This window comes from Enterococcus sp. DIV1337a (assembly GCF_051712285.1).
GTDB lineage: Bacteria > Bacillota > Bacilli > Lactobacillales > Enterococcaceae > Enterococcus > Enterococcus faecalis.
Window position 1 is genome coordinate 1,850,194 of the sequence record NZ_JBIOOP010000001.1, and the last position, 21,825, is coordinate 1,872,018.

The 21,825-nt window shown below is 37.6% G+C and carries 17 protein-coding genes, 1 pseudogene, 1 riboswitch and 1 other annotated feature; of the genes and pseudogenes, 2 read left to right on the forward strand and 16 right to left on the reverse strand.

Annotation, left to right across the window (positions count from 1 at the left end; genetic code table 11):
- Window positions 1-10 precede the first annotated feature (10 nt).
- The 9 genes and pseudogenes from IGL49_RS08785 to IGL49_RS08825 all read right to left on the reverse strand — a co-directional run bounded on the left by IGL49_RS08785 (window position 11) and on the right by IGL49_RS08825 (window position 12,270).
- Window positions 11-3,439 carry a pyruvate carboxylase gene (locus tag IGL49_RS08785; RefSeq protein ID WP_104854959.1) on the reverse strand — a complete coding sequence of 1,143 codons (3,429 nt, stop codon included), beginning with the start codon at window positions 3,437-3,439 and terminating at the stop codon, window positions 11-13.
- A 32-nt stretch (window positions 3,440-3,471) separates the two neighbouring features.
- Window positions 3,472-4,680, reverse strand: coding sequence for an FtsW/RodA/SpoVE family cell cycle protein (locus IGL49_RS08790; protein ID WP_002356686.1), 1,209 nt, complete (start codon window positions 4,678-4,680; stop codon window positions 3,472-3,474).
- Window positions 4,681-4,683: 3 nt separating this feature from the next.
- Window positions 4,684-4,989: a YlaN family protein gene (locus tag IGL49_RS08795; protein ID WP_002356684.1), complete on the reverse strand. Its 306-nt coding sequence runs from the start codon at window positions 4,987-4,989 to the stop codon at window positions 4,684-4,686.
- Window positions 4,990-5,215: 226 nt separating this feature from the next.
- Window positions 5,216-6,985, reverse strand: coding sequence for a DNA helicase RecQ (recQ, locus tag IGL49_RS08800; protein ID WP_438748985.1), 1,770 nt, complete (start codon window positions 6,983-6,985; stop codon window positions 5,216-5,218).
- Between the two features lie 317 nt (window positions 6,986-7,302).
- Window positions 7,303-9,138, reverse strand: a complete 1,836-nt coding sequence (typA, locus tag IGL49_RS08805) for a translational GTPase TypA (RefSeq protein ID WP_002356682.1) — start codon at window positions 9,136-9,138, stop codon at window positions 7,303-7,305.
- A 220-nt stretch (window positions 9,139-9,358) separates the two neighbouring features.
- Window positions 9,359-10,141, reverse strand: a complete 783-nt coding sequence (locus IGL49_RS08810) for an inositol monophosphatase family protein (protein WP_104854957.1) — start codon at window positions 10,139-10,141, stop codon at window positions 9,359-9,361.
- Window positions 10,142-10,420: a UPF0223 family protein gene (locus IGL49_RS08815; RefSeq protein ID WP_104854956.1), complete on the reverse strand. Its 279-nt coding sequence runs from the start codon at window positions 10,418-10,420 to the stop codon at window positions 10,142-10,144.
- A 49-nt stretch (window positions 10,421-10,469) separates the two neighbouring features.
- The gene (locus IGL49_RS08820) at window positions 10,470-11,735 is read right to left on the reverse strand and encodes a voltage-gated chloride channel family protein (protein ID WP_104854955.1); all 1,266 of its coding nucleotides are present in this window, start codon (window positions 11,733-11,735) and stop codon (window positions 10,470-10,472) included.
- 76 nt (window positions 11,736-11,811) lie between these two features.
- Window positions 11,812-11,881, reverse strand: a riboswitch (Fluoride riboswitch).
- A gap of 64 nt (window positions 11,882-11,945) precedes the next feature.
- Window positions 11,946-12,270 (reverse strand): annotated as a pseudogene (locus IGL49_RS08825) (hypothetical protein).
- Between the two features lie 93 nt (window positions 12,271-12,363).
- Between IGL49_RS08825 and IGL49_RS08830 the strand changes: the two are divergent.
- Window positions 12,364-12,696 carry a helix-turn-helix domain-containing protein gene (locus IGL49_RS08830; RefSeq protein ID WP_164982980.1) on the forward strand — a complete coding sequence of 111 codons (333 nt, stop codon included), beginning with the start codon at window positions 12,364-12,366 and terminating at the stop codon, window positions 12,694-12,696.
- Window positions 12,697-12,776: 80 nt separating this feature from the next.
- Here IGL49_RS08830 and IGL49_RS08835 read toward each other — a convergent pair whose 3' ends face one another.
- The 7 genes from IGL49_RS08835 to pbp4 form a co-directional block, all read right to left on the reverse strand.
- Complete coding sequence (locus IGL49_RS08835) at window positions 12,777-13,277, reverse strand: HD domain-containing protein (protein WP_002356666.1); 501 nt, start codon at window positions 13,275-13,277, stop codon at window positions 12,777-12,779.
- A 155-nt stretch (window positions 13,278-13,432) separates the two neighbouring features.
- Complete coding sequence (argS, locus tag IGL49_RS08840; RefSeq protein WP_104854952.1) at window positions 13,433-15,124, reverse strand: arginine--tRNA ligase; 1,692 nt, start codon at window positions 15,122-15,124, stop codon at window positions 13,433-13,435.
- 72 nt (window positions 15,125-15,196) lie between these two features.
- Window positions 15,197-15,400 (reverse strand) — a binding site (T-box leader).
- A 42-nt stretch (window positions 15,401-15,442) separates the two neighbouring features.
- Window positions 15,443-16,489, reverse strand: coding sequence for a tRNA (adenosine(37)-N6)-threonylcarbamoyltransferase complex transferase subunit TsaD (gene tsaD, locus IGL49_RS08845; RefSeq protein WP_002382716.1), 1,047 nt, complete (start codon window positions 16,487-16,489; stop codon window positions 15,443-15,445).
- A complete protein-coding gene (gene rimI, locus IGL49_RS08850) occupies window positions 16,486-16,950 on the reverse strand; it encodes a ribosomal protein S18-alanine N-acetyltransferase (RefSeq protein ID WP_104854951.1) in 465 nt (154 codons plus the stop codon). The genes tsaD and rimI (IGL49_RS08850) overlap by 4 nt, the downstream gene beginning before the upstream one ends.
- A gap of 7 nt (window positions 16,951-16,957) precedes the next feature.
- Window positions 16,958-17,512, reverse strand: coding sequence for a ribosomal protein S18-alanine N-acetyltransferase (gene rimI / locus IGL49_RS08855; protein ID WP_002384199.1), 555 nt, complete (start codon window positions 17,510-17,512; stop codon window positions 16,958-16,960).
- Window positions 17,484-18,203 carry a tRNA (adenosine(37)-N6)-threonylcarbamoyltransferase complex dimerization subunit type 1 TsaB gene (gene tsaB, locus IGL49_RS08860; protein WP_002362637.1) on the reverse strand — a complete coding sequence of 240 codons (720 nt, stop codon included), beginning with the start codon at window positions 18,201-18,203 and terminating at the stop codon, window positions 17,484-17,486. Before tsaB ends, rimI (IGL49_RS08855) begins: the two co-directional genes overlap by 29 nt.
- 115 nt (window positions 18,204-18,318) lie before the next feature.
- Window positions 18,319-20,361, reverse strand: coding sequence for a penicillin-binding protein PBP4(5) (pbp4, locus tag IGL49_RS08865; protein ID WP_104854950.1), 2,043 nt, complete (start codon window positions 20,359-20,361; stop codon window positions 18,319-18,321).
- 207 nt (window positions 20,362-20,568) lie between these two features.
- On the opposite strand from pbp4, the gene IGL49_RS08870 reads away from it, so the two are divergent.
- Complete coding sequence (locus tag IGL49_RS08870) at window positions 20,569-21,801, forward strand: SPFH domain-containing protein (protein WP_104854949.1); 1,233 nt, start codon at window positions 20,569-20,571, stop codon at window positions 21,799-21,801.
- Window positions 21,802-21,825 lie beyond the last annotated feature (24 nt).

Consider the following 21,825-nt stretch of genomic DNA (forward strand, 5'->3'; position numbering starts at 1 on the left):
CCCTCTCATCTTATTTTTCTTTCACTTCTAATAACAAATCACCTGAGCTGATTGCTTCGCCTTCTTCAACATAAATGTGATCTACCGTGCCCGCAAAACGTGCTTCGATAGTCGTTTCCATTTTCATGGCTTCTGTAATCAGCAACGGCTGACCTTTTTCTACTTTATCGCCACGTTTGACCAATACTTGTAGAACAGAACCAGACATCGTTGCGCCGATTTGTTCTTTATTAGTTGGTTCCGCCTTTTGTTTTACTTGAACAGCAGACTTAATGGAGGCATCTTTAACTAAAACTTCACGACGTTGCCCATTCAAATTGAAGAACAAGACACGGTTTCCGTCAATATCAGGTTCGCCAATTTCATCTAAACGAATAATTAACGTTTTTCCTCGTTCAATTTGAACTTCCAATGTCTCTCCTTGACGAATACCATTAAAGAATGTCGGCGTATCTAATAAGGTTATATCTCCAAAAGTTTCGTATTTTTGGCGATACTCTAAAAATACTTGTGGATACATTAAATAACTTAAAACTTCTTCCATTTTAGGTTGATACCCAATTTTTTCAGCTAATTCTTCTTGTACTTTCGCAAAATCAACAGGTGCTGCTAAGTCACCTGGCCGCTCTGTGAAGGCTGGTCGACCTTTTAGAATAATTCGTTGGAGCTCTTTCGGGAACCCACCAACTGGTTGACCTAAATCGCCTTGGAAAAAAGTCACAACTGATTCAGGAAAACTTAGTTCTTCGCCACGCGCATAAACATCTTGTTCTGTCAGATGATTTTGAACCATGAAGAGTGCCATGTCTCCCACGACTTTTGAAGATGGCGTCACTTTTACAATATCGCCAAACATTAAATTCACTGTGTGATACATTTTTTTGATTTCATCCCAACGGTGCCCTAAGCCTACCGCTTTTGCTTGCTGCTGCAGATTAGAGTACTGACCACCAGGCATTTCATGCATATAGACTTCTGTTTGCGGTGCATTTAACCCATTTTCAAATGGTTGGTAATACATGCGCACATCTTCCCAATAATGATTGATTTTCTGCGCATTATCAATGTTAATAGTTGGTGTTCGTTCACCATTGACTAAAGCATAATACAAACTGTTCATACTTGGCTGGCTAGTTGCGCCACTCATCGCACTCATTGCAACGTCAACAATATCAACGCCCGCTTTAGTAGCTGCTGAATAAGTGATAATCCCATTGCCACTAGTGTCGTGAGTGTGTAGATGAATTGGTAAATCCGTGGCTGCCTTTAATTCACTAATTAAACGATAGGCAGCTTGTGGTTTCAATAAGCCAGCCATATCTTTAATCGCAATGATTTGTGCGCCTAAATTTTCCAATTCTTTAGCCATATCAAGGTAATATTGAACATTATATTTTGCTCGGGCTGGATCATTGATGTCCCCAGTATAACAAATTGCTGCTTCCGCAATTTTTCCAGTATCCCGAACGACTTGAATACTTTTTTCCATTTGAGGAATCCAGTTTAAACTATCAAAAATTCGGAAAACATCGACTCCTTGGCGAGCAGATTCTTTAATGAATTCTTCAATAACATTATCAGGATAATTTTGATAGCCTACCGCATTAGATCCTCTGAACAGCATTTGTAAAAGTGTGTTTGGCATCAACTGACGAATTTTTCTTAAACGTTGCCATGGATCTTCGGTTAAGAAGCGATAGGCAACATCGAACGTAGCGCCACCCCACATTTCACTAGAAAACAGCTCAGGCAGGGCTGCATCAGTTAGACCAGCAATCGCTTTAAAGTCTTGTGTTCTCACACGAGTAGCTAATAGACTTTGATGCGCATCACGAAACGTGGTATCTGTCATTAACACGCTTTCTTGATTTTTAACCCAATCGATAACGGCGGTTGCTCCTTGAGCGTCTAGAATATTTTTAGCTGTAAGCACTTTTTCTGGAACTTCAATATCTGTCGGCACGCGCGGAGCTTCAAAATATTTTTTCTCCGTTCTTTCAATGCCAGGGAAGCCATTGACCGTTACTTCTCCAATGTATTTCATCGTTTTATTGCCACGATCACGCATACGAGGGAATTCAAATAATTCAGGTGTATTATCAATAAAGGTTGTTTTGGCTTCGCCAGATTGAAACGCTGGATAGCTCACAACATTTTGTAAAAACGGAATATTTGTTTTCACGCCCCGAATCCGAAATTCTTTTAAGCAGCGTTGCATTTTACTGATTGCCTGTTCAAAAGAGAAACCATGCGTACAGACTTTAACCAATAAAGAATCAAAGTAGGGCGTCACAGCGTAGCCAGAATAAGCATTCCCTACATCTAAACGCACACCAAACCCACCTGGTGAACGATACGTATCGATTTTCCCTGTATCTGGCATAAATTGGTTCAGTGGATCTTCAGTCGTAATCCGACATTGAATAGCCGCGCCTTTTAATGTCAATTCGTTTTGTTTTGGCAAATGCATATCTTTATGCAAATCAAGCCCTTGCGCAATTTGTAATTGAGAGATCACAATATCAATATCTGTAATCATTTCTGTGATAGTATGTTCTACCTGAACACGAGGATTCACTTCAATAAAATAAAACTGGTCCCCTTCTACTAAAAACTCAACCGTTCCCGCATTCACGTAGCCGACATGTGTCATTAACTGTACAGCAGCCGAACAAATAGCTGCTCGTTGCTCTTCATTCATCGATACACATGGTGCGACTTCTACCACTTTTTGGTGGCGCCGTTGAACGGAACAATCACGTTCAAATAGATGCAAGACATTCCCATGATGATCGCCTAAAATTTGTACTTCGATATGTTTAGGATTAGAAATATACTTTTCAACATAAACCTCGTCAGAACCAAAGGCTGCTTTCGCTTCGCTTTTTGCTCTTTCGTAACCTTCTCGTGCTTCTTTAGCATCATGAGCAACGCGCATCCCGCGACCGCCGCCACCTAAAGCTGCTTTAATCATGATAGGAAAGCCGTGCGTTTCGCCAAAGGCTACGACCTCTTCCACCGTTGCTACTGGACCATCTGAGCCTGGAATCGAAGCAATCCCTGCAGCTACAGCTGCTTCTTTTGCTTTAATTTTATCGCCAAAAATATCTAAATGATGTGTTTTAGGTCCGACAAAAATGATGCCTTCTTCTTCACAACGTTCGGCGAAGTGCAAGTTTTCAGATAAAAAGCCATAACCAGGATGAATGGCATCTGCTCCCGATTTTTTGGCAATTTGGATAATATTTTCAATATCTAAATAGGCTTCAATTGGTTTTTTCCCCTTACCAACTAAATACGCTTCATCTGCTTTGAAACGATGAACAGAATACTCATCTTCTGCAGCATAAATCGCTACTGTACGGATATCTAATTCTGTACAAGCTCTAAAAATTCGAATCGCAATTTCGCCACGATTGGCAACTAATACCTTTTTCATAACGTCACTCCTACCATCAATTTCCTTCAAATTTATTGGTTCTGTTCTAAAGATAAATAGTACTCATTTTCTAATTTCTGCCGTGTTTCATCTGCACTGATATTTAGGACAAAGGCCACAGCAATCGAAATAATCAGCAAACTATTCCCACCTTGACTCAAGAACGGGAAAGTAATTCCTGTTAAGGGAATAATCCCAGTAATCCCACCAACATTAATAAAGACTTGAATTAATAACATTGTACCAATTCCAATACACATTAGTGAATTAAAAGGTTTCTTCGAGCGTACACCGACTAAAATAATTCGCGCAATCATAAACATCAACAATCCTAAAATCGCTAGACCACCGATAATGCCTAACTCTTCTAAAGTAATCGCAAAGATAAAGTCCGTATGTGCTTCAGGTAAAAAGCCTTTTTTCTGAACACTATTCCCTAGACCTTTACCAAACCAGCCGCCATTACTAATTGCATAATAAGAATTAGCTAACTGATGCCCTAAGTTCCGTTCATCTAAAAATGGATTTTTAAAAACAGCAAAACGATTATAAATATATTGGTAACGCGCTGGGAAAATTTTTCCTTTAGACATGATTAATAACTGAATTGCCGTGATACTACCTAAAATACCCAAGCCACCGACCAAGTAGGTATACATATAATTAATCCCACTTGCTAAAACCATCACGATGGTAATTAATGTTAAAATGGCCGCATTCCCGAAGTCAGGCTGGATGGCAACTAGAGCAATTAATACAAAAACGAGCATTAACGGCCGCCCAGCAGCTTGTTTAAATTGATCCATACCTCCATTAATTGTCTTTTGTCGCCGCGCTAAAATATAAGACAGATACCAAACAACCATAATTTTTAAATACTCAGCTGGTTGCATCGAAAATCCACCAATCTCAATCCAACCACGTGCGCCGTTAATTTCTTTCCCGATACCAGGAATCCGAACGGCTAAAACCATAACCGTAATTACTGCAATGGCAAACATGATAAAACTTCGATTCTGGAAAACGGATGTTTTCATCTTATAAATAAAAAACATTGCAACTAACCCTACTACCCAAAAGGCAACCTGGTTAATAACGAATGAGGTAGGTGAAAAACCTTTCATTACTTGTAATGCGGATGTGGAACTATATACCATAATCAATCCCACGATACTTAAAATTAAATATGGAATAAAAATACTATAGTCTAGCAAATGCCGTTTCTTTACTTTGTTTGGCAAAGCTTAACCCTCCTTGCCAATCTCGTTTTTTTCTTGTGTTTCTTCATAAACATCTGTATATAATTGATTCAATTCGCGTTCTAAATCACTTAGTAAGCGATGTCCTTCATCATTAGTTAAAATCCCCAAACGGGTCGCATAGGTCACTTGTCTTGAAAAACCATACATTTGTGTATCCACCACTTCTTCAAATGCTTTACATTGAGAAATGCACAAACTGTTTTTTTGATTACGAATAAGCATTTTAATGCGTTCTGCATCGTCTTCTAATAATTGAATGGCAAATTTCTTTGAAATTCCTTCGTCCATTTGTACAGAACCTCCCTATCTTAATTAAATAATTATAACATAATTCTCAGTTAGATACATGATGATTTCAGAAAATTTCCTTTAAGAAATTTTCTAAAACCAAGCAATATATTAAGCAAGAAATCTCTTTATATAACAAGCTTATTTTATCAATACAACAACAAATACATTAAAAGACTTTTTTCTTATTTCCTGCTTTTAATTTTAAATAAAATAACAAACTATGTCATTTTTTTATCTCTTGATATTCTTTAATTACTTCTAAAAAGGCGGTTCCATATTTATCTAATTTATTTTGACCGACCCCTTTTATTTGCAATAATTGAATCGTTGTTTGCGGTAGTTTTTCACACATTTCTTTAAGTGTACTATCGGAAAAGACTACATATGGCGGCACGCCTGCTTCTTGAGCCATGTCCATACGTAATTCGCGCAATCGTTCAAACAAGTCATCATCCACTGCTACTTTTCGAACTTTTTGGTCTTCTTTTCGGAAGACTTTCCGTTCCCCTAAGAGCACCTGAACACCTTCTGTCGAGACTGATAATAACGGAAATTGCCCATCAGAAGGAATTAAATAACGTTCTGCTGTCAAATAATCAATCAGCTGTGTGACTTCTTTTTGGGTGCGACCTTTCATTAGTCCGTATGTTGGCAACCGATCAAAATGCCATTGATCAATTTTTTGGTCTTTTGAGCCAGTCAAGACTTTACCAACTAAACCCTTACCGAAACGTTCCCCCATACGTTTTACACAAGACAAGACTTTTTGGGCATCGACCGTAATATCGACTAATTCTCGATTATCTAAGCAATTCGAGCAGCGACCGCAGTCTGTCCCTTCTTCACCAAAATAGCGTAAAATATATTTTTGTAAACACATTTGTGCATTCGCATATTGTGACATTTTCCGTAATTTCAAGTACTCTTTCTGCTTATAATCAATGGTCATTTCAGATTGTTCAATAAAGTATTGTTGAATTTGTAAATCTTGTGGGGCAAACATTAATACAGCATCACTAGGCAGACCATCACGACCAGCTCGGCCAGCTTCTTGGTAATAAGATTCAATATTTCCTGGTACTTGTGCGTGAATGACAAAACGTACATTACTCTTATTAATCCCCATACCAAAGGCATTAGTCGCTACCATCACTTGCACTTGATCATACAAAAACGCTTCTTGATTTTCACTGCGCAACTGTTCACTCATGCCCCCATGATACATCCCAGCCGCAATTTTTTTACTTTCTAATAAATGATAAATTCGTTCAACTTCCTTCCGCGTGCTTGCATAAATAATACCTGATTGCCCAGTATTCATCTTTAAATATTCCAAAAGAAAAACGTCTCTGTTTTGGTCTTTCACGACTTGAAAAGATAAATTTTCTCGAGCGAATCCTGTTTTGATTTCATTTTCTGATGGAATTCTTAATTGCTTGACGATATCCTCCGCTACTTGTGGCGTTGCTGTAGCTGTTAGTGCAATCACAGTTGGTTGCTGTTGAAATTGATCGATAATCTCTGCTAAACGCAAATAGCTTGGACGAAAATCATGACCCCATTGTGAAATACAGTGTGCCTCATCTACTGCCAATAAATCAATCGGTACATGTGTCAGCATCTGTTGAAAATCATAAGATTCTAATCGCTCTGGCGCAACATACAATAGCTTGACTTCTTTGTTAACCGCTAATTGAATACGATGATTCATCTCTTGATAAGAAATGGTACTATTAATATATGTAGCTGGAATCCCCATTAAATTCAGGGCGTCTACTTGATCTTTCATTAAAGAAATTAATGGGGAAATCACCAATGTTAAATTATCCAAAAGTAAGGCTGGCAACTGATAACAAATCGATTTGCCTCCACCTGTGGGCATAATGCCTAAGACATTTTCTTGTCGCAATACATGACGAATAATCGTTTCTTGTCCTGGCCGAAAATCATCATAGCCAAATGTATCTTTTAATAATTCTTGTAATGCACTCATTTATTGCGCTCCAATCTTTGTTCTACAAGTCATTTTAACACGCTAATCTAACAGGAACAAGGTGTGTTAAAACAAGACACAATCGTGAAACACCAGTTAACGTGAAACATCAAAAAGAATGAAAAATTTTGAAAGCTTGCTATCAAAAGCTTTTAAAAATAGTGACATTTGCTTGTTGTGGATAACGAGTAGTTATCCACACATAAAAAAATATCCTTATCTTAAAATACGTATTAATCCATTTTTTTCATTAAAAAAACCAACTATTTTCGTAGTAAAACGAGCATAGTTGGTTTAAATGTTTAATTGTCGAAAAATTATTCAGCTTTTTTCTTTTTCTTGCTTGCTTTTTCGCGTTCGTTTTTGTTAAGAATTTGTTTTCTTAAACGGATGCTTTCTGGTGTTACTTCACAGTATTCATCTTCATTCAAGAATTCTAATGATTCTTCTAACGTTAATTTTTTCGGTTTTTTGATGACTGATGTTTGGTCTTTCGTCGCAGAACGAACGTTAGTCATTTGTTTAGCTTTTGTGATATTAACAGTTAAATCGTTGTCGCGGTTGTTTTCTCCAACGATCATTCCTTCGTAAACTTCTGTCGTTGGTTCAACGAAAACTGTACCACGTTCTTCGATACTCATAATTGAGTAAGTCGTTGCTTTACCAGTATCGATTGAAACTAGCGCACCTTGATGACGGCCGCCAATCGTTCCTTGAATCATTGGTAAGTATTGGTCGAAGGTGTGATTCATAATACCATAACCACGAGTCATTGATAAGAATTCTGTTGAATAACCAATTAAGCCACGAGCTGGTGCTAAGAAGATTAAACGCATTTGTCCATTACCGGCATTAATCATATCTTGCATTTCGCCTTTACGTAAACTTAGTGATTCAATCACGCTGCCCATGTATTCTTCAGGTGTGTCAATTTGAACACGTTCAAATGGTTCACATTTAACCCCATCAATTTCACGCTCAATAACTTCTGGACGAGAAACTTGTAGTTCATAACCTTCGCGACGCATGTTTTCAATTAAAATTGATAAATGCAATTCGCCACGGCCTGATACAGTCCAAGAATCTGGGCCAATTGGATCAACACGTAAAGATACGTCTGTTTGTAATTCAGCCATTAAACGTTCTTCGATTTTACGAGCAGTGATGTATTTTCCTTCACGTCCCGCAAAAGGAGAATTGTTAACTAAGAAAGTCATTTGTAAGGTTGGCTCATCAATGTGTAGAATTGGTAATGCTTCTTGATTGTGAACATCTACAACTGTTTCCCCAACGAAAATGTCTTCCATTCCAGAAACGGCAATTAAATCGCCCGCTTTTGCTTCATCAATTTCCACACGTTGTAAGCCAAAGAAACCTAAAATTTTCGTTACACGGAAATTTTTCACGCTGCCATCTAATTTCATCAACGCAACTTGGTCGCCGACTTTCATTGTGCCACGGAACACACGGCCAATCCCAATACGTCCAACGTAATCGTTGTAGTCTAGTAATGATACTTGGAATTGAAGTGGTTCGTCTGAATTATCAACTGGAGCTGGCACATGTTCAATAATTTTATCAAAAATTGGGGCCATTGTTGGCTCTTGATCTGCTGGATCATCTGATTCACTTGAAGTTCCGTTTAAAGCAGAAGCATAAACAACTGGGAAATCTAATTGATCGTCGTCTGCGCCTAATTCGATGAATAACTCTAAAACTTCATCTACTACGTGTTCCGGACGAGCAGAAGGTTTGTCAATTTTGTTAACAACCACGATTGGTGTTACTTTTTGTTCTAATGCTTTTTTCAATACGAAACGTGTTTGAGGCATTGTTCCTTCATACGCATCGACAACTAAAACAACACCGTCTACCATTTTCATGATACGTTCTACTTCACCACCGAAGTCCGCGTGTCCTGGTGTATCTAGAATGTTGATACGTGTACCGTTATAATCTACGGCTGTATTTTTTGCTAAGATAGTAATTCCACGTTCACTTTCAAGTGCATTTGAATCCATTGCACGTTCTTGTAATTGTGTGTGTCCATCTAAAGTGTCAGATTGTTTTAAAAGTTCATCTACTAAGGTTGTTTTACCATGGTCAACGTGGGCGATAATTGCCACGTTACGAATATCATCTCTGTATTTCAATTTAATTGCTCCTTATCTATATACGCTTATGTTACTTAAGTCCATAAAAGCCGACTGCTTATTATAGCAAACTTTTTTCATTAAAAAAAGGCTTTCGCCTGCAAAAATAATGAAAGTTTTAGAAATTATTCGGCTTTTTCTGAAAACAAGGACATTTTTTTACAAATTTTTCTCTTTTAAAAGAGGAAGAGCCTTACCTTTCAGCAACGCTCTTCTTTGATTATTCCGATTCATTTAAATATCGGGTAAATACTTCATCATAGGTTTCAGGAGTTGCTGCAATAAAGTATTCACGACCAGCAAAAGTTAATGGTTTTCCTGTAATACCAGAGTATTTAAACCCGAACTCCTCCAAAAGTACTAAGCCTGCTGCATAATCCCAAGGACTTAGATTAGATAAATAGCCATGATGGTTGCCTTTTAACATGGCGATAATTTCCAAGCCTGCACAACCGCTAATACGCACGCCCATGCTGGCTTGTCCGATGTCCGTTGCGTGATGAATATTTTTTCCATGCATGTAAGCGTTCATGCCCCATAATCCATCTGCCAAAGCTTTCATAGTAGGCGCTTTTAATACTTGATTATTCCGATAAACGCCAAGACCTTTGCCGCCCCAATAAAGTTCTTCTCGCATCACATCATAGATAAAGCCTAATTTACCAATGCCCTCTTCATAAACAGCTAACATAATACAAAAATTTTCTCTTTCCATCACGAAATTCATTGTGCCGTCAATCGGATCGATAATCCACACGCGACCAGCAAAACTTTTTAAAGTATTGTAGCCTTTTTCTTCCCCTAAAATTTGATCTTCGGGAAAATTTGATTGGATTTTATGCATTAAAAATTCTTGGGTTTGTTCATCCATATTTGTCACTAAATCGGTGCGGCCATTTTTCTGTTGAACGGTTAACTCTGATTCCAAGTTCATGCGAATCACATCGGCTGCTTCAAAAAGCCAACGTTGAATTGTTTGAACAAATTTTTGCATTTCTGTCATCTAATCATCCCCCAGCTTTAGTTTGCCGCTTCCCTGTTTTTTGGCTTGTTGAAGCGTGCGATATAATGAATATCCTGAAGCATTTTCAAATTCACGACCTAAGCGTTTTTCTTCACCGATACTTTTAACGACCGTTTTAAATTGTCCATAGGTTGCTAAAAATTTTTCAACAGGTAAGCCTGTTTCATTGGCTTGCTCAACTGCTGTCCACATATTTGTGACAATCACCATTTCCTCTGTTGTCCAATCTAAATCTAATGGATATTGATAGTCTTTCATGTCTTCACCTCGTCTTCTCTAGTTTAGCATATTTTCATAGAAAAACATCTTATTTACGTCGATTTTTTAATGCATTAAAGAGAGGATATTCTGCTGTTCCTTTACGATACAAACTTTGTTGCGAAGCATAAATACCACTATTCCCAGAACACATAAAACTGATTAAGCAGACCATGAAAAAATAGACCGCCGCGTCACTACCAAATAGTTCAATGCCCATAATGAAACAAGCAATCGGCGTATTCGTGGCGCCAGAAAAAACACCAATAAATCCTAAACCTGCTAAAAAAGGAATTGACAGATGTAACAAAGGGGCCAAAGAACTACCTAACGTAGCCCCAATTTCAAACAATGGCGTCACTTCTCCTCCTTGGAATCCGGCACCCAAGGATAACACCGTAAAGAATAATTTCCCAACAAAATCAAAAGGCTGCGCATTGCCTGCAAAAGCATCTTCTAATAAAGGTAAACTCAAGCCTAAATAACGTTGGTTGTTTAAGATGAGCACAAACAGAACAACAATGGACGCCCCTAGAAACGCACGAAGGTAGACATTCGCAAACCAATTGGCGTAGGTCTTTTTTAAAAAGACAATGGAACGACTAAAAACCCAACCTGCCAAGCCAAAACAAATCGATGCCAAAAATAATTTTACAAATAGATCAACGGACCAAGTCGGAATTTTGCCCATCGGATAATGCGTATGTGTTACACCAAAACTTTCAGTCACAAAATTAGCAAATAAACCTGCAAAAAAACTTGGGAAAAGTGCCTCTGCACGAACTTTTCCAATCGCCAAAACTTCTAATCCGAAAACCGTTCCCGCTAATGGTGTGCCAAAAACTGAACTAAAACCTGCACTAATCCCACTGATAATAATTACTTGTCGCTCCAAAGCGGACAGCTTAAAGACTTTTCCGACAGCATTAGCAATTGCGCCCCCCATTTGCACCGCCGTCCCTTCACGACCAACGGAACCACCAAATAAGTGCGTAGTAATCGTGCCAAACAACGTTAAAGGAATTAAGCGCAAGGGAATATCTTCTGCCCCACCATTGCCTTGTTCAATCACTAAGTTGTTTCCTCGGCTAGCATTTTTCCCAAAACGCGTATAGAAATACGTAAAAACGACGCCACTAATTGGTAGGATAAAGAGTAACCAAGGATTTGCTAAACGAACATCTGTTACATAGGTGAGACTCTTTAAGAAAAAGGCGGATAACGCCCCCATAAATAAACCAATAAGTGCGGTGATGAGCAACCATTTTGCCATATAACCGCCAATTGATAGTCCTTGCTTTGTTTCTTTTTTCACTCTACATGCTCCTTTACAATTTTCTTATCGCTGATCCTAGCGTACAGAAAAAGCCTACCAAAGGGTACACTTCTCCCGTTTGGTAGGCGTCATTAATTTATTCGTCCAATAAATAGTTCGTGGTGAACACCATCACCATGTTGCTATTAAACTATTAAAAATAATACCACGCAACTTTGGAAAGTGCAATAGAAGAATGAATCATTACTTTTAATAACCACCATGTGTCTTTTTGGACACCAGTTCATTAAAAAAAATAACCATGATTTCTTCACTTTCTAATTCCAACAACTTCGAAATCAATTTAATATCTGAAGCTTTAAATACAACCTCTCCTTTTAATTTCTTATAAATTGTTGAAGCTGAGATTGGTTGACCTACAGCTGTCATTTCACTTGCTAACCATTCAACATTTTTCCCTTTTAATTTCAATTTTGAATGAATTAAATTTGATTCCATTTTACTCCTCCTTTTCACCCTTTTTTAGTGTCTTATTAGACACTGGAAGTATATCATTTTGTGAAAAAACCGTCAATATATGCCTCTTCAATGGTTATTTATCGCTTTATGTATATAGTAAAACATGTTTCTTTTGCGACACTTTTTGTGCTAGAATGTTTTTACGGAGGTGATTTTTTTGAAAGAGAATTTTTTAAAGCAAAAACGGATGGAGAAAAATCTTACATTAGAACAAGTTGGAAATTTTGTTGGTGTTGGAAAAAGTACCGTCAGGAAATGGGAAACTGGAATGATTGAAAATATGGGGAGGGATAAAATTGTCGCCTTATCTAAAATTTTAGATGTATCACCTCTTGAAATCTTAGGTATTCCTGAAATGGAAGAAACGCCATTTGTTGTCCCAACCAATATTATGAACGTTTACAAACAATTAACAACTGAAAATCAAGAAGCAGTCTTTCGATACGCTCAAAAGAAATTAACAGAACAAAATTACTTTTAATATTTATTTTAAATAGATGAATGCTAGACTTTTTAGTCAACGTTAAACAAAAAAAGCTTATCCTTACGGATAAGCTTTTTTTAGATTGACTGTTGGCCAAAATACTGACGCCATTTGGTTTTCATGGCTGTCGTCATCGGCAACGCCGCTTCTTTCACAGCACAATATTTGTCAACAAAGGTTACAATGTAACTTTCTTTGTATTTTGGTGGTGCAATAGTTGCACCCCACATATGTTTAATAATAATGTCTCGTTCTAAATCAGACAACTCTGTAATTTTTTCAGCATTTTTGGCTGCAATTCGTGGATGAACATAGGCATGAGAGCCTTCGTCAAACTTTGTTGTGCGCCAATCATAGTAAAACAAATCATGTAATAAACCAGCACGAGCTGTGGCACGAGCATTGCCGTTCCAACGCTTTGCTAATTTATAGCTATGATAGGAAACACTAATTGAATGTTCTAAACGAGTTGAATGCATATGTTGTGTGTATTCTGCTAATTTTTGGACTTCTTCGGTTGCTAATAAATCTTCTACATAAGAAAGATATTCTTCGTCTTCACGCCATTTTTCTGTCATATAATTGGGTGCCACCTTTTCTAATCCTTTTATAACTTGACTCGAGTATAGCACCCTAGCTATTTAATTACTATGAATTTCCCAATCTGTAACTTAACTTTAATATTTGCTTAATAAGTTTAGCGCTCAACGTAGCAAAATTTTCACAAAAACTTCTACATTTCTTCTGGTGCATGTAATCCTAGTAAACGTAAATCTTCTTTTAAAACAGTGGCTACTGCGTAAACTAATGCTAAGCGTGCCTCTTTTTGATCATCTTCATCCAAAATCCGAACATGGGCATAATATTTATTGAATGCTTGCGCTAAATGAATGCTATGTTTCGCAATGACAGATGGTTCATATTTTTCAGCGGCTTGCATCACAGTTTCAGGGAATTTTTGTAACAACTTCACGACTTCCCAGCTATCCTTATCATTTAGTGCATAACTATGTGTAGCATCTGGTGTAAAGTTTGCTTTACGTAAAATACTCATCGCACGAGCATGCGTATATTGAACATATGGACCAGTTTCGCCTTCAAAACGTACAACTTCATCTAATACAAAATCGAAATTATTTAGACGATCATTTTTAAGGTCGTGGAAAATAACCGCTCCTACCCCTACTTGTTTCGCCACTTCTTCACGATTTGCTAAGTCTGGGTTTTTCTCGTTAATTTGATTTCCTGCTAAAGTAACTGCTTCATTCAAGACTTCTTCTAATAAAACAATTTTCCCTTTACGTGTAGATAATTTTTTACCACCTTGAGTAATTAAACCAAACGGAATGTGTTCCATGTCATCTGACCAGTCAAACCCTAGTTCTTTTAAGACTGCTTTTAATTGTTTGAAGTGATTGCTTTGTTCGTTGCCGACGACATAAAGTGATTTGGCAAAATCATACGTCCGTTTACGGTAAAGCGCAGCAGCTAAATCCCGTGTAATATATAACGTTGCACCATCTGATTTACGAATAAGTGCTGGATTTAAATTGTATTCTGTCAAATCAACAATTTCTGCTCCTTGATTTTCTGTTAATAAATGTTTTTCCTCTAATAAAGTAACAATTTCATCCATTTTATCATTATAAAAGGCTTCACCATTATAAGAATCAAATTCAACTTCTAACATGGAATAGATTTTATCAAATTCTTTTAGAGACTCGCTACGGAACCATTTCCATAATTCATTGGCTTCTTGGTCCCCTTCTTCTAATTTTTTAAACCAGGCACGTGCTTCGTCTTCTAATTCTGGTTTTTCTTCTGCTTCTTCATGAAATTGCACATATAAGCGCAATAATTCATTAATTGGTTGTTGGCGAACTGCTTCTTCAGAACCCCATTTTTTATAAGCTACAATTAACTTACCAAACTGTGTACCCCAGTCACCTAAATGGTTAATCCGAATTGGATGATATCCAATCTTTTCTAAAATAAAGGCAATTGAATTCCCAATTACCGTAGAACGTAAATGCCCCATAGAAATTGGTTTAGCAATGTTTGGTGAAGACATATCAATAGGAACATTGCCATTATTACCAAAAGTACTGTTTCCGTAGTTATTTTTTTCTTTGACAACTGCGCCAATGACATCTTGACTGACTGCTTCTTTATTCATGAAGAAATTTAAATAAGGTCCTACCACTTCAATTTTTTCAAAATTTGTACCATCAATTTTTTCTGCTAATTCCGCTGCAATTTGTTGTGGTGCTTTACGATAGATTTTAGCTAATGAAAAGGCTGGAAAAGCAACATCTCCATGATCAACTGATTTAGGATTTTCCAATAATTGTTCGATTTGATCCATCGTTAATTCTTCATTTAAAACATCATGTAACGCTTTTGCTACGATTTCTTTGTTGTTCATAAGAACCCTCCTGATTAATTTGTAAGTATAAAAAAACAAAAACGTCTCTGACAAAACAAAATGATTTGTTTTGTCAGAGACGAGAATTTACCCGCGGTACCACTCTAATTGTCTATACTACTTGGATAGACCTGCTTCATCGATAACGGTGATTGCCGTCTGCTTTCAGCAGAATTCTAAAAGTGCGCTTCCTTATTCCGATCACTCTTGGCTCCCACCTTCCCAAGATCGCTAAGCTGACGTTGAAATAAGTACTCTCTTTATCATCGAATGTCATTGTTAAACTGGCTTCATTATAGCAAATTTTTGTCTAGCTGGCTAGCCTTCTTCACTAATTGTCATAAAACTAACGCCAGGTTCTGCATTTAAGTTATACGAAGCAAAGTGATTCTTTTCAGCTTCGATAAAGGCGGCAGCGCCAATCATCGCCGCGTTATCCCCACAAAGTTTTAATGGCGGAATAAGTAATGTTACTGTTGGCAATTGTTCACTGATTGCATGTCTCATTGCTTCTCGTAATCCTTGATTCGCAGCAACGCCCCCAGCGATTAGCAATTGTTTAACAGGATATTCTTGACAAGCACGAATGGTTTTAGTCACTAATACTTCTACTACACTCGCCTGAAAACTTGCGGCTAAATCCTTTGTCGACAGTGCTTCACCACGTTGCTCTGCATTATGAACCGTGTTAATAAACGCACTTTTTAAGCCACTAAAACTAAAGTCATAGTTATCCTCTTTTAGCATCGCCCGTGGAAATTGATAGGTATCTGTGCCTTCATGGGCCAAAGCATCAATCTCTTTGCCACTAGGATAAGGCAACCCTAACACACGTCCGACTTTATCATACGCTTCACCAGCTGCATCATCACGTGTTTCACCAACAATTTCGAAAGAGCCATCTTCTTTCATGTAGACCAATTCCGTATGTCCTCCACTAACGAGTAAGGCCATCAATGGAAATTCGAGCGGTGCCACAAAACGGGCAGCATAAATGTGTCCAGCCATATGATTGACTGGAATAAGTGGTAATTGGTGCGCCCAAGCAAATGCTTTTGCTGCAGAAAGTCCTATTAATAAAGCACCGACTAACCCAGGCCCATAGGTCACAGCAACGCCACTAAGCTCTTCTGGTGTGACTTTTGCTTCTGTTAATGCTTCTTCAATACAGATCGTCACTTGTTCAACATGATGACGACTCGCAACTTCTGGAACGACTCCACCAAAACGTTGATGGCTCTTAATTTGTGAAGCAACAATATTGGAAAGAATTTTGTCGCCATCTTCAATGACAGCCACACTTGTTTCATCACAGCTACTTTCCACAGCTAATAATAACTTACGTTCTTTTGTAAAAATTGTCATCGGGCTTCCTTCCTTAATTTCGCACACATTACAAAGGCATTTTCTTGAGGTTCTTTATAATAATTTTTTCGAACAGCTACTTTTCGAAAACCTGTTTTCTCATAAAGTTTTTGAGCTAATGTATTCGATTCTCTAACCTCTAAGAAAATTTGTGTAATGTCACGACTTTTAACATATTCTTTAAAAGCTTTCATTAATTGACAACCAATTCCTTGGTGTTGTTTCTGACCACTCACAACAACGTGACTAATTTCTGCTTCATCTAAAATAAAATGGTAGGCAATATAGCCTAACCACTGGCCATTTTCAACTAAAAAAAGATATTCGCTATTTTCCTGAGCAAAATCTTCCGCGAATTGTGCTTCTGTCCAAGGGGAACCAGTTGTATAAGAAGAATTACTAAAACGCCATAATTCTTCGCCAATATTTGCTACAGATATTTCTTTTTTTGTTACTAACATTTTTACTTCACTCTTCTTTTAAATCAATTATCATTTCTAATGCATCTTCATTATTTTCGTCATAATAGCCTTTTTTCACCGTCTGTGAGGCAAAGCCAATTTTTCGATACAAACGTTGGGCTTTAACATTACTCATTCGTACTTCTAGCGATAAGGTTTCACAACGATTTTTCTTGGCAAAAATTCGCGTTTCTTCTATTAAAGAACGACCTAAACCTAAGCCTTGGTATGCTGTGTGGACAGCGACATTCGTAATGTGTGCATCCGTTCCTTGAATCCGACAACCAATAAAGCCAACTGTTTTTCCGTTAATTGCCGCTAACAAATAGAGATGCGGCGCTTTTGAGCCAAGTTCTGCCATGAAAGCAGACATCGTCCAAGGAAGTTCCCCAGCATAAACTTCACGTTCAATTGCTAGTAAATCCTTAATATCTTGGTAGGTGATTTCACGCAATTGAAATTCTTGTTGGTTCATTGCAATGGTTTTAGTTATATACCGTTGCCGTCTTTTTGTAAAGTATTTTGTCACAAAATTAAAGTTTTTCCACATAGCTTTCTCCATTAGGCGTGTGTGTCTTCAACCAATTTTCTTCCGCTTCTACTTTTTTCAAATACGCAGGTAAGAACCCATGAACATTTTCAACAGGCTCAGCTACACTGCCTAACGCAGCCAAAACTGCGGCATTAGGAATTTGCCATTGTGGGACATCACAAATTTCCCCATGAGGAATGATTTGAGCTATTTCTTCAGTGAATTTTTCAACATCTTCACCAACAAAAAAAAGATTTGGTTCATTTTTTAGTTGTTCTAATAACTCCCGCAGTGAAATATGTTGGTCCGGTAACTCATTTTGCCACACGCCATCGACAAACCGATAAGCACCAGCATAGACGTTTTTACGACGCGCATCAAAAAGAGGCACAACTAAACCGGTTTGCCCAACACAATTGGCAGCTAACGTTTGTAGACTGGAAATACCTACTAGCTCTTTCTTTAAAGTATAGGCCAATGTTTTGGCAGTTGTCACGCCTAAACGTAAACCAGTGTATGATCCAGGTCCTTCTGCTACGACAAAACGATCAATTGCCGTTGGCGCCAAGTTCAATTGACTCATCAAATAGTCAATTGCCGGCATTAATGTTAAGCTATGATTTCTTTTAACCGTTGCTGTATAACTTCCCAGAATTTTTTGATTTTCACACACAGCAATACTCAATGTTTGGTTAGATGTATCTATTGCTAAAATTCGCACACGAATCCCTTTCCTTCTACAATTTAGTCGCTTCATTGTAGCACACTTTCCTTTTTCTAAAAAGGGAAAACGAGGTTTCTTTTTACAGAAACCTCGTTTCGTTCATTTTCTCTTTTTATTTAATGGTTGCTTCTAAGTAATCAATTAATGGTTTACTGATATCTGTTGCAGAACCATTTTCTCCTGAATTTTCAACCATAATCATTGTTAAAAATTTATTGTTACTACGATCTAACGTTAGAAGGAAACTGTTTTCTTTGCCATCTGTATCTTGTTTATCTTTTATTTCAGCTGTTCCTGTTTTGGCAGCCAATGAGAAGTTCGGATTGTACATATTATAAACATAACCTGAAGGATCTTCCACACTACCTAAAAGATCTGTGGCTATTGTATTCGCTGCGTTGGCGCTGATTACATTGTCTTTTTTCTTCGTTTCTTTCTCTAAAACTAATTTTGGATAAACTAATGTTCCATTATTTTGGAAAACACTATACATGGTAGCTTGCTGGATTGGCGAAATTAACAATTGGCCTTGGCCATAGCCTGTATCTGCTAAAAGAATTTCAGAATTAAATTTATCTTCGTTTGAAATTTGAGCAGGCGTCATGGCAATTGGTAAATCTAGTTCCTCACCGAAAATGAATTTATTAAGACCCGCTCTAAATTTGTCTTCCCCCATCCGTAATGTTTGTTGGGCAAAATAAATATTATCTGAATTAACTAAAGCGGTACGAAGATTGACTGGACTTGCTTCTTTTACACGTGTCGCAAAATAGCCGCCCCAAGATTTATCTTTTTGCCATTTCAAGCCATTAATTTCTAGCTCTTCATCTGGCTTCAATGTCCCTGCATCTAAACCAATGGCACCGGTAATTGTTTTAAAGGTAGAGCCTGGTGCATAGCCTGTCGCAAAACGTGCTGTGAATGGTAAATCTTTGTTGTTATTGTAAGCATCATATTCTTTTTGAGAAATGCCATTGGCCATTTTATTAGGATCATACGAAGGTGAACTAACCGTCGCTAGTAAATCGCCTTTTTGAGGATCGGTAATGACCGCACTACCAGGACGTTTGTCAAATATAGCGAAGGCTTGTTGTTGTACGCCACTATCAATCGTTAATTTAATTGTTTGACCATCTTTTTTCTCTTTGGTTTGTAAAGCTTTTTTGACATTCTCTTTGTCATCTAAAATAACTAGTGAACCACCATCTTGTCCTCTTAATTCTTTATCAAACGCTCGTTCTAAGCCAGTTTTGCCAATTACGCCCGTACTACTTAACTCTGGATTTTTTTCAATATCTTCTGCAGTAATAGTGCCCGTATACCCGATTAATTGCGCAGCTGCTTCCCCCAATGGATAATAACGTGACTCTGTATCTTTTGTCGCAGCCCCTGTTGGTAATTCTGTCACTGGTTCAGAAGCAACTGTGATTGGTACAAACGAGTCTGCTTGGACCCATCCTTGGCTTAACTTTTGATTGATTTCATCAACAGAAACGCCAAACTTATCACTAAAAGCTTTGATATTGGCTGTTTTTTCTGCGCCAGAACCGAGTTTGCCAGGCACTACGCCCACTTCATCAAACACTTTGTTAATTGCTAGCCCACTACCATTACGATCGACAATTTCTCCACGTTTGGCATTATCTACTTGAATCGAAATTTTATCATTTCCTGACATATCTGGAAAAATTAAAGACGGTGCCCAAGCGATTTGGTAGTTATCGCCTTTTTTGGCGATACTTGATTGATAAGACAAATCTTTCATTTCGCCTAAAGGAGTGCTCATCGATAATTTATAGGTAAATGTGTATTGGTTGTCTTTCCCTTTTTTGACTTGAACATCACTAGCTTTGACCCCTTCTGCTTGAATCCCTGAATAAATTGCTTGGTATTTTTCAACAACAGATTTAGTATCATAGCCATTTTTCTTTAAGCTAGTTTCTTGAACAACGGATGGTAACTTATCAAATTCCTGTTTTGACAATACGTTTAAAAATGTATTGGCTGTTTTCTTCGCTTCAGCTAATTCTTGTTTGGCTTGCCATTGGCTATAAGCATAATACCCACCACCGACAGCAGCGATCAGAACCAAGGCAGAAACGCCAAGAATAAGTGGTTTTTTTGAAGATTTTTTATTACGATTGCTTCGTTCCATTCAATAATCCCCCAACTATATAATATGTCTTTTCTTCTATTATACGTAACTTTTTTTAAAATGCTTGTGTTTCACCTAGACTTTTTTTAATTTCTTAATAAAGTTTGATCAAATTTTTCCATTTCATCAGGCTTTCGTTGGATTTCTCTGCATTCATTGTGTGGTATACTAGCTGTAACAATTAGTTTTTTATTAGGAGGAATGAACATGGGACTTATTAAAGCAGCAACAAGTTCAGTTGGCGGTGGCTTGGCCGATCAATGGTTAGAGGTTATTGAACCTGATAATATGGGAGATACAACCGTCATGACAAAAGGTGTTTTTGTACGTAAAGATGATAAACGTGGTTCTAATCGTAAAGGAACGGAAGATGTTTTAACAGATGGTTCTGTTGTACATGTCTATCCCAACATGATGATGCTTCTTGTTGATGGTGGAAAAATCATCGATTACACTGCTGAAGAAGGCTACTATACAGTTAAAAATGATTCTGCACCTTCAATGTTTAACGGTTCTTTAAAAGATGCGATTGCTGAGACCTTCAGTCGTTTCAAGTTTGGTGGTGTAACTCCACAAAAACAACAAGTTTTTTATATTAACTTGCAAGAAATTAAAGGCATTAAATTTGGAACACCTGCACCATTAAACTATTTTGATAATTTTTATAATGCCGAACTTTTCTTACGTGCACACGGAAATTACTCAATTAAAATTACAGATCCTTTGCTATTTTATACTAATGCGATTCCTAAAAATCAAACACAAGTAGATATTAATGATATTAATGAACAATATTTAGCAGAGTTCATTACAGCATTGCAAGCTGCAATCAATCAAATGTCTGCTGATGGGCAACGTATTTCTTATGTTCCTTCAAAAAGTGTTGAATTAAGCAAATATATGCAAACGGCACTCGACGAGGATTGGCGTACCAATCGCGGTATGGAAATTGTTTCTGTAGCAGTTGCGAGCATTTCTTATACAGATGATTCAACAAAATTAATCAACATGCGAAATGAAGGAGCAATGCTCAGCGATCCAGGTGTTCGCGAAGGCTATGTTCAAGGTTCCTTGGCTCGTGGTATGGAGGCTGCTGGTAAAAATGAAGGTGGCGCTATGAGCGGCTTTATGGGCGTTGGTATGGGTATGAATGCGAATGGTAACTACTTTGCGCAAGCGTCGCAAACAAACCAACAACAAATGCAGGAAAAACAAAACCAGCAAAATGCACAAGGCGCTACAGATACTTGGACTTGCCCACAATGTGGGACTGAAAACACTGGGAAGTTTTGCTCAAACTGTGGTACACCAAAACCAACGAATGAGAAACCAAAATTAGAAATGAAATGTAGTGAATGTAGCGAAATTGTTGACTTAAGTAATGGTATTCCTAAGTTCTGTCCACATTGTGGTAAACCATTCCAAGGGGTTCCTTTATAAGCAAGTAGTGAACAATTAAAGAAA